Origin of the sequence: Mameliella sp. MMSF_3455, from assembly GCF_030733205.1 — a bacterium.
GTDB lineage: Bacteria > Pseudomonadota > Alphaproteobacteria > Rhodobacterales > Rhodobacteraceae > Antarctobacter.
Window position 1 is genome coordinate 18,205 of the sequence record NZ_JASHJL010000055.1, and the last position, 12,913, is coordinate 31,117.

The following is a 12,913-nucleotide window of genomic DNA, read 5'->3' on the forward strand; positions in this document are numbered from 1 at the left end:
AGACAGAAAATCGGTGGAGAGCCAGGATGAAACAGTTTGCAGCAGGGGATCTGACCCGCAACACGGGCGATCTCTTCGAGGCGGCGACCGTCGCCCCGGTCGCGATCACCAAGCACCGTAAACCGCGCTTCGTGGTCATGTCGATGGAGCGGTTCCAGGCCCTGACGGCCGGTCGCGGGTCGCAGGTGGCGCTCGATGTGGTCGACATGCCCGAAGAACTGGGCAATCTCCTCGACCGGGGCATCGAAGAGCATTTCCGTGACCGCTGACTTCCCCGCCGCGGGGCAGATCTTCGACTATCACTATCTCTGGAAGTGGCAGGCGGAGCGCGGCGAGACGGAAGGTCGGAAGAAGCGGCCGAGTTGCGTCGTGATCGTCGTCACCAATCAGGCCGGTCAGCACGTCATGTTTATCGCGCCGATCACCAGCAAGGCCCCGGCTCCGGGACGGACGGCCCTGGAGGTCCCCGAGACCGAGGCCCGGCGGGCGAGTCTCGAGACCGACGTACCGCTCTGGGTCATCCTGGACGAGTTGAACGCCGACATTCTCGAGACGTCCTATACGCTCGAAGAGCGGTCGCCGCGCGGATCGTTCGGTGCGGCCTTCACCGACGCGATCCTGCGCGAGGTGCAGCGCCTTCGCACCGCCGGCGGGCTGAAGCTGTCGAACCGGACCTGAGTCCCGAACGCCGGCAAAACGGACGCGCCGGTCTCTCCACCTTCGCGGCGGACCGGGGTCCGATCTCTCTGACCTGCCCACATTCCGAACTCCCAGCTGCTTCCACCTCCTGAAAGGGGAAAGGGGGCTTTCTGTCCTGTCAGACCCGCAACCTGACTTGAAGGACAGACGACATGGCCGATCAAAGCCCCAAGCACGGACCCGATATCCCATCACAAGCCCGCCTCCGGGAGGCCTTGTCACAGATCGCCAGGGAGATCCAAGACCAGCCCCTCAGAAGTTCATCGCTGGCGCGGATCATGCGCGAGACGTTCGGAGGCAGCGATGCCGGCGGCGCATGGGACTGGCGCATGGCCTATGACGTGATGCAGGCCGCAGCCGTGATGCAGATTGCGCAGGGTGTTGGCCAGGATACGTTCACAATGGCCAGGCTGCTCGCCTCACGGCTCCTGACGGAGACCCGGCGCTCCGAACAGCAAATCCGGCTGCAGCAATTCTCCACCCCGCTGCCCTATGCGGTGCTGGTCACGCGTGCCGCTGCCATCCGCCCCGGCGAAACTTTCCTCGAACCCTCGGCCGGGACCGGCGCACTGACCGGTTTTGCCGTTCGCGCGGGCGGCAAGCCGATGCTTAATGAGATCGACCCCTTTCGCCGCGCGCTTCTCGAGACGGTATTCGGGAGCGAGGCGACAGGTTTCAACGCCGAGCATATCGACGACTTCCTGACGTCGCCCGATCTTCCCGGCGTCATCGTGATGAATCCGCCCTTTGCCTCCTCGGTCGATCGGTCGCGCGACAAACACATCGCGGCGAAGCACCTCGTCTCAGCTGCCAAGCGCCTCGCGCCCGGCGGGCGTCTCGTGGCGATCATGCCGATGGGATTCACACCGGAGCGGGATGCGGCGCATTGGGCGCGAGCCTCGGCCATTGCAAGACCGCGCCTCGCGCTAACGATCCCCGGCCATGTATACCGTAAGCTCGGCACCACCGTCGAAACCCAGCTCATGGTCTTCGACAAGGTGCAGGAGGAGGTCGAATGCGTCCGCGCGGTTGTCGATGATCTGGATGCGGCGCGGCAAATCGTCGATGATGTCGCCGCGACCCGACCCGCCACTCCTACTATCCAGGCCACTGCGCAGGCCCGGCGTGGGTCGCGCCGGGTCGGTCTCCCTATTACACGCGAGCGCCCAATCGCCCAGGCGGCGAATGCCAAACCCAAATCGCATGCCGCCATCCCGCTGGCCTTCACCTGCCTCGACACGCCCCGCGAGAACACGCCCGTCTCCGACATCTATGCCCGCTACCGTCCGCAGCGGATCGAGATCGCGGGGGCCCAGGAACATCCGACCCCGCTGGTCGAGAGCATCGCCATGGCCTCGGTGGCGCCGCCGGCGCCCACGCGCGAAGCCGCTACCGATCTGCGCCTGCCCGGACGTCTGATCGAGGAGGGGCATCTCTCGGAGGCGCAGCTCGAGACAATCCTCATGGCGAACGATGCCCACGCGCGCGACCTGCCGGGGCGGTTCACGATCGACGAGGACCAGACCCGGATGACCCGCGCCGACGACGATCCGGAAGCGAAGGCCTATCGCCTCGGCTATTTCCTCGGCGACGGCACCGGCTGCGGCAAGGGCCGCGAATGCGCCGGTCTGATCCTGGTGAACTGGCTCGCGGGCCGTCGCAAGGCGGTCTGGATTTCCAAATCGGCCACGCTCATCGAAGACGCCATCCGCGACTGGACCGACCTCGGTGGCTCGCCCGCCGACATCCAGCCGCTCTCTAAATGGAAGCCCGACCGGGCGATCCCGATGGGCGACGGTATCCTCTTCGTCACTTACGCCACGCTGCGCTCGGCGGGCAAATGTGGGACGACCCGGCTCAGCCAGGTTCTCGACTGGATGGGCGAGGGCTTCGACGGCGTGCTGGCCTTCGACGAAGCCCATGCGATGCAGAACGCCGCCGGGTCCGACGAGGGCAGGGGGGTCAAACCCTCCCAGCAGGGCTTCGCCGGGCTGCGCCTGCAGCTCGCGGCGCCCCGGGCACGGGTCTTCTATGTCTCGGCAACCGGGGCCACCAGCGTGCAGAACCTGGCCTATGCTTCACGCCTCGGGCTTTGGGGGCAGGGCCCGGAATATCCTTTCCCGAGCCGGGAGAGTTTTGTCTCGGCGATGGAGGCCGGTGGGGTGGCGGCCATGGAGGTGGTGGCACGAGATCTGAAGACACTCGGGTTCTATACGGCGCGGGCGCTCAGCTTTGACGGCGTGGAATACGACGTGCTCGAACATGAGCTGACGCCGGCCCAGATCGAGATCTACGATGCATTCGCCTCGGCGTTTCGAACGATCCACTTGAATCTCGAGGCGGCGCTGACCGCGACGGGCGTCAACGACGCCTCCGGCCAGACCAATGCCTCCGCCGCCAAGGCCGCGGCCAAATCGCGGTTCGAAAGTACCAAGCAGAGATTTTTCAACCACCTGCTTCTGGGCATGAAGGCCCCGACCGTCATTCGCGCCATCGAGCAGGATGTAGCGGAGGGATATGCCTGTGTTATCCAGGTGGTTTCCACAGGCGAAAGCCTGCTGAAGCGCCGGCTGGAGGCGATGGATCCGGAAGATGATCTCGCGGAGGGTGCCTTGACACCTCGGGACTATGTTCTCAGCTACCTTGAGCAGGCCTTCCCGATCCATGCCCAGAAACTCGTCGAGATCGACGGGAATGTCGTGGCCGAACCGCTCCGGGATGCGAATGGCGCCCTGGTCGTCTCGCGCGAGGCCGAGGCCCTGCGCGACGCGGCGATGATGGAGCTGATGTCCCTGGCGCCGATCCCGGCGGCGCTCGACCAAATTCTCTGGGCCTTTGGCGACGAGGCGGTCGCCGAGGTGACCGGGCGCTCCATCCGGCCGCTGAAATCCCAGGACGGTGCCCTCTTCATCGAGAAACGGTCCGCCAGCAGCAATTCCTCCGAAACGTTGGCATTCATGCAAGGCATGAAAGACGTGCTGATCTTCTCCGATGCCGGCGGGACGGGCCGGTCCTACCACGCCGCAAAAACGGCAAAGAACCAGAAGCGGCGGCGGCATTACCTGCTGGAGCCCGGCTGGCGGGCCGATGCGGCGATCCAGGGGCTCGGCCGCACGCATCGGTCCGCGCAGGTCAGCGCGCCCTTCTTCCGGGTCTGTACCTCGGATGTGCATGGCGAGAAACGCTTCACCTCGACCATCGCGCGTCGCCTGGATCAGCTCGGCGCGCTCACCAAGGGCCAGCGCGAGACCGGCTCCCAGGGTATGTTCCGCGAGGAGGACAATCTCGAAAGCCCGATCGCAAGGGGTGCGCTGCGCGGCTACTACGCCGATCTGGCCGCCGGGCGCGCCGGGGCGATGAGCTACGAGCGCTTCACGGACTGGACCGCCTTGCGGCTCATCGATCAGGACGGCGTGCTCCTGGAAGAGTTGCCGCCGATTCAGCGCTTCCTCAACCGTGTCCTGGCGCTGCCGATCCACATGCAGAACGCGCTCTTTGCCGAGTTCATGAGCCGGATCGCCGACCAGACCGAACGCGCCCGCGCTGCCGGCACGCTCGATCTCGGGGTCGAGACGTTGCGCGGCGAAAGGATCGAACAGGTCTCGGTGGAAGACCTCTGGACCTGCCCGCGCTCCGGGGCGGTGACACGGGTCATCGGGCTCGAGGTGACGGACCCTGTCCATGTGCTCTCGGCCAAGGAGGCTTTGGACCGGAATCCCGACAAGCTGACCATGATCAACCGCGCCTCCGGTCGTGCGGCGCTGATCTCGTCCCGGCCGATGCAGATGTATGACGAGGAGATCGTCACGCTCATGCGCAAGGTGACCCGGCCGAGCGGATCCACCTATGTCGAGGAAGGGAAGTTCCAGGCCTCCGCCTGGGAGGAAATCAAACCCTCCGAGTTCTGCCGCCTCTGGGACGAGGAGGCCGACAGCCTTCCGAAGGTGACCACGACGAAGCTCTACCTGCTGACCGGGCTGCTGCTACCGATCTGGAAGGACATCCCCTCGGGCAACGAGCGCATCTACCGGGTCACGCCCGAGGGGCAGGGGAGCATGATCGGCCGGACCGTCAGCGAGGACGGCGCCGCGGCGCTACGCGCGCGGTTCATGGTCGGCACACCGAAAACCCCGCAGGAGATGCTGACGGCCGCCCTCGGGTCCACCGCACCGGTCGATCTCGGTCGCGGTCTCGCGCTCACCCGCCGCCGCGTCGCGGGCGCGGCACGGCTCGAGATCGACGGGGCCGACCGCGGCACCATCGACGGGCTGAAGGCCATGGGGTGCTTCACCGAGATCATCGCTTTCCAGCTCCGGGTCTTCGTGCCGCACGGGGACGGTGTCGATACCGCCGCGATCCTGGGCCGGATCGTGGGGGACGGATCAGCCTCCAGGGCTGATCGCGCCGCCTGAAAGGGAAAGCGGGCTCTCGGTCAGGGGGAACGCGGAAGGGTGCTTTGTCCCCTCGCGTTCCGCCGCCGTGGCGGGTCCGCGGACCCCTCGGCGCCTTCCCCATCTCAGACCAGAGGACGAGACCCATGACCAAACCACAGATCGATTATGCCACCATCTTGGCCGACTGGCGCGCCGAACGTGAAGGTGCTCTGAAGGCCGCTCGGAGCGAGCTGCTCCCGCAATTGCGTGCCCTCGGCATCACCGAGGTGACCGCCGAATACGAAGGCTACGGCGATTCCGGCAATATCGAGGACGTGACGGTCCAGCCCGCAGGCATCGCGCTCCCTGACGATCTCTGTACCAAGGTTGGCGACTTCGCCTGGTCCGTTGCCTATCACCAGCATCCCGGCTCCGAGAACAACGAGGGTGGCTATGGTACGCTGACCTGGGATGTCACCGCCGACAGCATCTCGCTCGATCACGCCGACCGCTATGTCGAGACCTCCCACAGCCATGACGAGGGGCTTTGAGATGGCCCATCCTCTGCATCATGCCGAAAGCTCCGCGCGGAAATTCGGCGGAAAGCCGTCCGACTATCAATGCCTGCATGATTGGTTCGACTCATCCAAAGAGCACCTCGCGCTCTTTGTTCATCGCGCCCACCGTCATCATGCCCTCGGGATCTTCGAGCTTGAACGCCAGTTCGGCCGATCGCTGACAAATAGCACGGGCCGCGTCATTCCGACCCGCTGGATCGGTGAGCAGCATGTCCGCGAGGACTGCCAGGGCCGCATCCCCTCGCTTGGCGACTGGCTCAAACGGATTCAGCCGGAACCCTGGATGGCGAATGGGAGGATCGACAACGCGCCTCCAGAGGTCGGCCGCGATCCACGGGCGGAATGGCTGGCCGAGGTGGCAGCCGGCAAGACGATCCTCGGCCTCAAGGATTGGATGGCAGCGCGGGCGCCCACGGCGCCGTCGTTCATGAAACAGGAAATCGCAGAAACCGGGGAGGTAACCTGAATGGCTTCCGTAACCATCATAACGCAGCTGCATTGTGCCGCCACCGGCACGATCGACCTTCCCGAGGGGAAGACCTGGGGCGATGTGGCCGACTGGTATGTCAAATGGGGTCGAGCCCACCTCACCTTCAAAGGCGGAGAAAGGGCGGAGATCGACTGCAATCCGGACATCGGGGATTCCGTCGACTGGAAGCGGCCCATCCACGCGGAGATCTACGCGAACGACGCCTCAGGTGAGCCTGATTTCGGTGTCATGCTGGATGAGAGGGGCTGATCATGCGCAACGTCCGCAGGTTCTACGATTGCAGCACCGCACATCTGCCCGCGCAAACCGCCCAGGCCATCGACAGCGGGCTCTTCGCCAAATCGCCGACCATGCGGAACGAGTATGGCTGGCTGTTTTCCGTCCCGGAGACGCTCGCCGATCTGCCGGAAGGCGTCGACTGTGACGCCTTCAAGACGGTCATGGCGTTGGCGATGGATGCAGGCTGCGACTACGTCCTGTTCGATCGGGACGTCCCGCCCGTCGCCTATCTCGAGGTCTTCGACTGGTAGATCGAATGCGGGTGTGCAGAGGCCCGATCCGCGGATCGGGCCTCTCCTGTTTCCAACGCCAACACTCAAATGGAGATCCAGATGAACATCGCGGAGATCAAGGCCGCCGTGGATGCCGGCAAATCCGTCCACTGGGCGAACGTGGGCTACCGGGTGCATCGGGATGGCCTCGGCCAATACCTCATCACCTATGTGCGGAACGGCAGCACCATCGGTCTGACCGACCGGAGCGGCCGACAGTTGAACGGGTCCGAGGCCGACTTCTTCATATCGGCGCCGGGCCATGATGGCGTGGCAGCGCAGGGGAGGGAGGTGCGCGGGGCAACGTCAGACACCCGCTCGGGCGCCGGGCCGGGCTGACAGGCAGGAGAGAAAGGAAAGAGGGCTTTTGGTTTTGCGATCCCATGAGGGGTCGAAAAGCAATCCCGCGTGCTCTGGCAGGAAGCCGGGCAGCGGCAAACCCAAGGAGAAGACCCATGTTCGCAGGAACACTTACCAGAAACGCCGAGACCGCAGCCACCGCCTATTCCGGCATGATCCACTCGACCCGGTTCGACATCGCCATCCAGCTCGAGACCCGGACGAAGATGTCCGAGCGGAGCCCGGACTTCGATGTGACCGCGGTGAACAAGTCCGGCCGCAAGGTGCGCATCGGCACGGCCTGGAACGAGACCGGCAATACCACCGGAAATCCCTACATCTCGATGCAGATCGATGTCGGCCTCGGCCCCTTCCGCGTGAACGCCGTGCAGACCAAGGAGGCGCGTGACGCGATGACCGGCGTGTTCGAGATCATCCCGCTGGTCTCGAACGGCACCATGAAGTCCGGCTCGATCTCCGGCGAGCTGACCGCCATGGATGCCGACAACGCCTTTGCCGGCTACATCGCCAATATGATGTTCGATCTCGACTTCATGCTCATCGAGAACGAGTTCAAGACCGAGGAGACCCATCCCGACTACCGCATCGAGGTCAGTTCGCCGCGCGGCCACCCCATCCGCGTGGGCTCGGCCTGGATGGCGAAGAGCAACCGGACCGGCAACGACTACGTCTCGCTCCTCATCAACACGCCCGATGGCGATCTGCGCGTGAACGCCGTTCAGAACGAGGAGCAGCGGGGCGGCCAGACCTTCTCGATCATTCCCTTCGTCGAGAGCGCCGGCCAGGAGCGGTCGGACAACACCGGACTCGCCCTGGTCGGCTGATACACAGCGTTACCGCAGCGAGAGGGCGTCCCGGGCAACCGGGGCGCTTTCGCCCGTGCAGGCCTGATCCTCCTCCCATGAAACAGGTCTGACGGAGCGCTGTCGGCATGTCTCCGGTCGGCCAGCGTCCCCTGTCCCCAAGAGGCAGGTCCCGTGAGGGGAGCCGCGACAGCGCGGCTCCCCTCTTTTCGTTTCACCCCGACAGAAGGACGTCAACCATGTTCAATCTCACCCATCCCAAGCTGGTCACGCTCGCCGAGGCCGAAGGCTATGCCGATGTCGCGGACTTCCTGGAGGACCACGCGCTCGATAGTGTCGTGCCCGCGATCTGCATGGCGCCCGATTGCGATCACACCGCCGAACTCGAACCGGATCAGCGCGCTGGATTCTGCGAGGCCTGCGGCCGTCCCTCCATGAAATCCGGCCTTGTCATCGCCGGCATGATCTGAGCGGCAAGGATCGAGGGCTTCCCATGACACATGATAGATACACCACGCCGGGCACGCGGCTTACCTGGTCCGACGTCTCAGAATGGGTCGATGCCGCCCATCGGATCGGCAGTCGCCAGCTGAGTGCGGCGCGCAACCGGGCTTACGCCGCCCATGCGGCGGCTCTGCCGCGCGAACTCATCGACCGCGCGACGCATGTCCCATCGCTCGAGACGGCGCTGCACCTTCTCAAATACGGACATCCCAGCCTCGGCCGGCCGCAGAGAGGCCATCGGGCCAATCACCCGACCACGTCGGTCATCATGGATCTGATGAACCGTCTCGCCGTCCTGAAACGCCAGGACCAGATGGGTGCCGGGGACAATTGGACCGCCATGTTCGGAGGTTCCGATGCGCATTCCGGCTGACATCACCGATATGATCGAGCGCGGCGCCCTTGTGGCGATCAACCATTCCGGCGGCAAGGACAGCCAGGCCATGACGATCAGGCTGGTCGAGGCCGGAATCCCGCACGACCAACTCCTCATCGTCCATGCCACCCTCGGCGAGGTGGAATGGCCGGGCACGATCAGCCATATCAGGAAGACCACGTTCGGCCTGCCGCTGGTGATCGCACGACCGCGCCGGTCGTTCTTCGAGATGGTCTGGGCCCGGGGCATGTTCCCATCCCCGCGATACCGCCAATGCACATCCGACCAGAAGCGCGGTCCGATCGAGCGCGAGCTGCGCCGCTATCTCGCGGCCAACTCCCGCTTCGCCGGGCAGATCATCAGTGCGATGGGGATGCGCGCCGAGGAAAGCGCCGCACGCCGGAGCCGTCCTGTCGTCAGCCGGAACGCCCGGGGCAGCGTGGCGGGACGGACCTGGATCGACTGGCTGCCGATCCATGGCCTGACCCGGCGGGAGGTGTTCCACACCATCGCCGCGGCGGGGCAGGAGCCGCATTGGGCCTATGGCCGCGGCATGTCGCGGCTGTCCTGCAGCTTTTGCATCATGTCTTCGCTTGCCGATCTTCAATGTGCCGCACGGCTGAGGCCAGATCTCCTTTCCACCTACATCGCGCTCGAAGACGAGATCGGCCACACCCTGCGTTCCGATGGGACGAGCCTCCGAGAAACGCTCGACCGATTGGAGGCCGCATGACCCTGCATGACCCCAAAGAGACCGCCGACCAGCGCGCGCCCGGCTTTTCCGAAGCCGAGATCGCGACCATCGACGCCGCCCGCACCATCCTGCGCAGGCATGCCCGCTCGACCGTTGCCCTGCAGTCCTGGACCATGCTGACCGACTACCTGGCTTTCAGCGCCGTCCACGAGCGGGTCGAAGTGTTTCGGGTGCTGCTGCTGGACCGAAAGAACAGGCTGATCCGCGACAGGGTCATGACACGTGGCAGCATCGATCATGTCCCGGTCTATGTCAGCGAGGTGCTCCGCTCCGCCCTCGTTCTCGATGCGTCTGCCCTCATCCTCTGCCACAACCACCCCTCCGGCGATCCGCATCCGAGCCAGACCGATATCGATCTCACACGGAAGATCGTGGAAGCCTGCAAGGTGATGGAGATCGTCATCCACGATCACATCATCGTCGGCTTCGGACGGGAGAGGAACACGTTCAGCATGCGTGCTGCGGGGATGTTGTCTGATTAAGTTTGCGCACTGGAATGCCGTGCAACCGCCACTTGCCAGTCGTATCGCTAGCAGTAGCTCGCCCGCCTGATCCGCGACCGCGCCGCCGGCGTCTCCAGATGGGCATACCGACCTCCGGAATATCTCCGACAGTCGAGCGCGTGACCGGCCGCGATCAGCGCGGCGCCGATGTCCTCGCCATCGGCGTAACAAATGCCCACCCATCGGTCATGGGTCCGCTCGCCGTTGAGCTCGCATTCTATCGAACGGCCACCGAGGTAGTTCACCATCCAGCGCCTGGCGTCCCGGCCCGCCCGCGTTCCGAGTTCGGGTGCATCGACCCCGTTCAGGCGCACAGGTGTTCCAGAGACCACGATGGTGTCGGCGTCCCGGATCTGCACCTGCGCGATGGCCGGTGATGTCAGCAGGACAACGGCGACCGGGATCAGATATTTCAACCTCCGCCTTCTCTGCAGGTGGGTCCACATTCTTCCGGGCGTATCACTCTCGGACCCTTGTCGCATCAGTTGGCCCGAAGCGCCCCCTGCCTTTCGGCCTCCCCCGCTCGGCTGCGCGTGTCGCGGTGGAGATATCGGCCGATGGCCGATCGCGCATTCGGCCATTCGGCCTCACCGCGGCGTTGCGCCCTGCATCCCGGTTTGCCCGTCTCGCGAGCACGTCGCTCCGCAGCCGCTCCGTCGGATTGCGCTCTGGTCTGTTTTGCGAGGCAAAACGATCCCGCCGCTTCATCCGTCTCCCGCGTCCGGTCGCGACGTTTGCCTGCTCGTGTCGGGCAAACCTGCCGTCAATCACACACACACACACATGAGTGCGGAAGCATATCCTCCGGATGGCCCCCGAATCAGCCCGCGTCAAGGATCGCAAAACTTTTCGTCGAGGGCGGGGCGCGTGGGCAGGTCGGTCCAGTGCGCGCCGCCGCGCTGGCGGCGACGGCGCGCCTCGAAAACTTTTGCGCCCGGCAAGCCGGCGGCTTCGCCGTCCCTGACCCGGGCAAATTCGGAGAACCGGACTTTCGGCCATGCCACCACACTCACGTGGTGGTTCCCCGAACATCTGGAGACACCAACATGACTTACGAGAACGCGAACGCCTACGAGACCATCGAACTGTTCGGCCTGACGGAGAAAGACGCGGAGCTGCCCATCCCCGAGGATCACGTCCTGACCGACAGCATCGTCCGCGAGACTTTCGAGGCCCTGCTCGGCCAGTTGCGCGGCACCGGTCTTGAGGCCGAGATCGAACCGCTGGCGCACGGTCTCGCCACCATCCTGCAGCGCCGCAAGGTCGCCTTGGCGAAGGAGCTGGACCGGACGGCCGACAAGATCGGTGCCGTGGCAAAATCGCACGACGGATCGGAGATCGCGGAGATGGCCCTCGAAGAAGCGCAGGGACGCTTCCTGCAACTCCGCGAGATCGTCGCCGCCATCGAAGTGATGAGCGAGGCGGCGGCGGAATGCTACGAGGTCGAGACCGGTCACGCCTTCATCCCGGCCGCGGGATCCCGGGCAAGCCTTCGCGCCCAGGAGACCGGGGCGGTCTTCGAGGCCCGGCAGCTGCTGGAGCAACATGATCGCGAAACCGCCGCGAAGTCGAAGGTCGAGGGGGTTCCCCTGATCGTCTCCGGCGCGACGGACTGGACCGATATCGATGTCATCTTCTCGACACTCGACAAGGTTCGGGAGCGGATCCGGCAGAACCGCAATCAGGAGATCTTCCTCTGCCACAAGGGCGGCAAGCATGGCGCCGAGATGATCGCGGCCCGCTGGGCTCGCGCACGCGGCGTCGCGCAGGCGCGCTTCGATCCGCGCTGGTCCGCGCATGGGCGTGCCGCCCCGTTCAAATGCAACGACGAGATGCTGGACGACAAATTCGCCGCGACCGGGGTCGTGCTCTTCGGCGGCAACGGGGTGGCGCTGAACCTCGGGCAGAAGGCCGAGGCGAAGGGCCTGACCGTCATGCGGGTCGCCGACCCGGCGAAGAAGACGGCAGACGAGTGAATGAGAGAGGGTCGCCTACGGGCGGCCCTTTCGTCGTTTCCATCGGCCTGTCCGTAAACTGACGGCCTCTGCCGCCCGGCCGCGCGTGTCGCGGAGGCGATATCGGCCCCTGGCCGATCGCGCATTCGGCCATGCGACCTCACCGCGGCGTCGCACCCGGCGTCCCGGTTTGCCCGTCTCGCGAGCACGTCGCTCCCCGGCCGCTCCGCCGGATTACGCTCTGGTCTGTTTTGCTGAGCAAAACGATCCCGCCGCTCCATCCGGCTCCCGCGTCCGGTCGCGCCCTTTGCCTGCTCGGGTCGGGCAAACCTACCGTCAAAACGCACACACATGAGCGTGGAAGCATATCCTCCGGATGGCCCCCGAACCCGCCCGCGTCAAGGATCGCAAAACTTTTCGGAGAGGGCTGAGGGGGTGGGGGCGTCGGTCCGGTGTTTGATGACGGGCCCGCGGTGAGCGACGCGCCCGGAAAATTTTTGCGCCCGGCACGCCGGCGGCTTTCGCCGTCCCTGACCCGGATAGATTCGGTGAACCAGACATTCGGCCATGCCACCACACTCCCGTGGTGATTTCCCGAACATCTGGAGATGAGATCATGACTCACTAGACCAAGACCGAGGACGACCTTTGCCGGCAGTGCGACCGCACAGGTACCACGCAGCCCGGAACGGCCACCGGGAGGGACCATCACGATAGTGGCGGCTATGCCGTCCCCTGCACGGTCTGCGGTAGAGACGCGTTGAGGACCGACTGGGAAACCATAGATGGCGGGAGCGTCAACTTTCAATGGCGGGAAGTCTGCGCGCATTGTGGGCATGTCAGCGAGTCTCTCTTCGCCTGAACGTCACCGGTCATCGGGCGGCACCGTCGCCCGGTGAGCCTCGCCTTTTCACCCGTGCGTCCGACGGCTGCGATACCGTCCACAAGAGCAGCCCCGCCCGGCCAC

Annotated in this window: 15 protein-coding genes; 14 read left to right on the forward strand and 1 reads right to left on the reverse strand. The window is 65.2% G+C overall.

The genetic code is table 11. The features are described from left to right. Window positions 1-26: 26 nt before the first annotated feature. The 13 genes from RBB42_RS25030 (at window position 27) to RBB42_RS25090 (ending at window position 9,970) form a co-directional block, all read left to right on the forward strand. Window positions 27-269, forward strand: a complete 243-nt coding sequence (locus tag RBB42_RS25030; protein WP_305970520.1) for a type II toxin-antitoxin system Phd/YefM family antitoxin — start codon at window positions 27-29, stop codon at window positions 267-269. Continuing rightward, a complete protein-coding gene (locus tag RBB42_RS25035; RefSeq protein WP_305970521.1) occupies window positions 259-678 on the forward strand; it encodes a hypothetical protein in 420 nt (139 codons plus the stop codon). Before RBB42_RS25030 ends, RBB42_RS25035 begins: the two co-directional genes overlap by 11 nt. 173 nt (window positions 679-851) lie before the next feature. Beyond that, the gene (locus RBB42_RS25040; protein WP_305970522.1) at window positions 852-5,111 is read left to right on the forward strand and encodes a strawberry notch-like NTP hydrolase domain-containing protein; all 4,260 of its coding nucleotides are present in this window, start codon (window positions 852-854) and stop codon (window positions 5,109-5,111) included. Between the two features lie 125 nt (window positions 5,112-5,236). After that, window positions 5,237-5,623, forward strand: coding sequence for a DUF6878 family protein (locus RBB42_RS25045; RefSeq protein WP_305970523.1), 387 nt, complete (start codon window positions 5,237-5,239; stop codon window positions 5,621-5,623). 1 nt (window position 5,624) lies between these two features. Continuing rightward, window positions 5,625-6,116, forward strand: a complete 492-nt coding sequence (locus tag RBB42_RS25050) for a DUF6915 family protein (RefSeq protein WP_305970524.1) — start codon at window positions 5,625-5,627, stop codon at window positions 6,114-6,116. Further along, window positions 6,117-6,389, forward strand: coding sequence for a hypothetical protein (locus tag RBB42_RS25055; RefSeq protein ID WP_305970525.1), 273 nt, complete (start codon window positions 6,117-6,119; stop codon window positions 6,387-6,389). Window positions 6,390-6,391: 2 nt separating this feature from the next. After that, window positions 6,392-6,670 carry a DUF5983 family protein gene (locus RBB42_RS25060; RefSeq protein ID WP_305970526.1) on the forward strand — a complete coding sequence of 93 codons (279 nt, stop codon included), beginning with the start codon at window positions 6,392-6,394 and terminating at the stop codon, window positions 6,668-6,670. A gap of 81 nt (window positions 6,671-6,751) precedes the next feature. Next, window positions 6,752-7,030 carry a hypothetical protein gene (locus RBB42_RS25065; RefSeq protein WP_305970527.1) on the forward strand — a complete coding sequence of 93 codons (279 nt, stop codon included), beginning with the start codon at window positions 6,752-6,754 and terminating at the stop codon, window positions 7,028-7,030. 116 nt (window positions 7,031-7,146) lie between these two features. After that, entirely contained in the window at window positions 7,147-7,875 is a 729-nt protein-coding gene (locus tag RBB42_RS25070) for a DUF736 family protein (RefSeq protein ID WP_305970528.1), read from the forward strand. A gap of 218 nt (window positions 7,876-8,093) precedes the next feature. After that, window positions 8,094-8,324 carry a hypothetical protein gene (locus tag RBB42_RS25075; RefSeq protein WP_305970529.1) on the forward strand — a complete coding sequence of 77 codons (231 nt, stop codon included), beginning with the start codon at window positions 8,094-8,096 and terminating at the stop codon, window positions 8,322-8,324. Window positions 8,325-8,347: 23 nt separating this feature from the next. Beyond that, window positions 8,348-8,731, forward strand: a complete 384-nt coding sequence (locus RBB42_RS25080; RefSeq protein WP_305970530.1) for a hypothetical protein — start codon at window positions 8,348-8,350, stop codon at window positions 8,729-8,731. After that, on the forward strand, window positions 8,715-9,467 hold the full coding sequence (locus RBB42_RS25085; RefSeq protein ID WP_305970531.1) for a phosphoadenosine phosphosulfate reductase domain-containing protein: 753 nt from the start codon (window positions 8,715-8,717) through the stop codon (window positions 9,465-9,467). Before RBB42_RS25080 ends, RBB42_RS25085 begins: the two co-directional genes overlap by 17 nt. Continuing rightward, window positions 9,464-9,970 (forward strand): JAB domain-containing protein, encoded by a 507-nt coding sequence (locus RBB42_RS25090; RefSeq protein WP_305970532.1) that lies wholly within the window; start codon window positions 9,464-9,466, stop codon window positions 9,968-9,970. Before RBB42_RS25085 ends, RBB42_RS25090 begins: the two co-directional genes overlap by 4 nt. Before the next feature lie 47 nt (window positions 9,971-10,017). Here the strand turns inward: RBB42_RS25090 and RBB42_RS25095 are convergent, their stop codons facing one another. Continuing rightward, entirely contained in the window at window positions 10,018-10,407 is a 390-nt protein-coding gene (locus RBB42_RS25095; RefSeq protein WP_305970533.1) for a thermonuclease family protein, read from the reverse strand. A gap of 630 nt (window positions 10,408-11,037) precedes the next feature. On the opposite strand from RBB42_RS25095, the gene RBB42_RS25100 reads away from it, so the two are divergent. Next, window positions 11,038-11,967, forward strand: a complete 930-nt coding sequence (locus tag RBB42_RS25100; RefSeq protein WP_305970573.1) for a DUF2493 domain-containing protein — start codon at window positions 11,038-11,040, stop codon at window positions 11,965-11,967. The last annotated feature ends 946 nt before the right edge of the window (window positions 11,968-12,913 follow it).

What these genes read in the sequence shown, in the direction of transcription:
- RBB42_RS25090 (WP_305970532.1), top strand. Translation starts at nt 9,464, where the DNA reads ATGACCCTGCATGACCCCAAAGAGACCGCCGACCAGCGCGCGCCCGGC.
- RBB42_RS25030 (WP_305970520.1), top strand. Translation starts at nt 27, where the DNA reads ATGAAACAGTTTGCAGCAGGGGATCTGACCCGCAACACGGGCGATCTC.
- RBB42_RS25070 (WP_305970528.1), top strand. Translation starts at nt 7,147, where the DNA reads ATGTTCGCAGGAACACTTACCAGAAACGCCGAGACCGCAGCCACCGCC.
- RBB42_RS25055 (WP_305970525.1), top strand. Translation starts at nt 6,117, where the DNA reads ATGGCTTCCGTAACCATCATAACGCAGCTGCATTGTGCCGCCACCGGC.
- RBB42_RS25050 (WP_305970524.1), top strand. Translation starts at nt 5,625, where the DNA reads ATGGCCCATCCTCTGCATCATGCCGAAAGCTCCGCGCGGAAATTCGGC.
- RBB42_RS25075 (WP_305970529.1), top strand. Translation starts at nt 8,094, where the DNA reads ATGTTCAATCTCACCCATCCCAAGCTGGTCACGCTCGCCGAGGCCGAA.
- RBB42_RS25045 (WP_305970523.1), top strand. Translation starts at nt 5,237, where the DNA reads ATGACCAAACCACAGATCGATTATGCCACCATCTTGGCCGACTGGCGC.
- RBB42_RS25065 (WP_305970527.1), top strand. Translation starts at nt 6,752, where the DNA reads ATGAACATCGCGGAGATCAAGGCCGCCGTGGATGCCGGCAAATCCGTC.
- RBB42_RS25100 (WP_305970573.1), top strand. Translation starts at nt 11,038, where the DNA reads ATGACTTACGAGAACGCGAACGCCTACGAGACCATCGAACTGTTCGGC.
- RBB42_RS25085 (WP_305970531.1), top strand. Translation starts at nt 8,715, where the DNA reads ATGCGCATTCCGGCTGACATCACCGATATGATCGAGCGCGGCGCCCTT.
- RBB42_RS25080 (WP_305970530.1), top strand. Translation starts at nt 8,348, where the DNA reads ATGACACATGATAGATACACCACGCCGGGCACGCGGCTTACCTGGTCC.
- RBB42_RS25060 (WP_305970526.1), top strand. Translation starts at nt 6,392, where the DNA reads ATGCGCAACGTCCGCAGGTTCTACGATTGCAGCACCGCACATCTGCCC.
- RBB42_RS25040 (WP_305970522.1), top strand. Translation starts at nt 852, where the DNA reads ATGGCCGATCAAAGCCCCAAGCACGGACCCGATATCCCATCACAAGCC.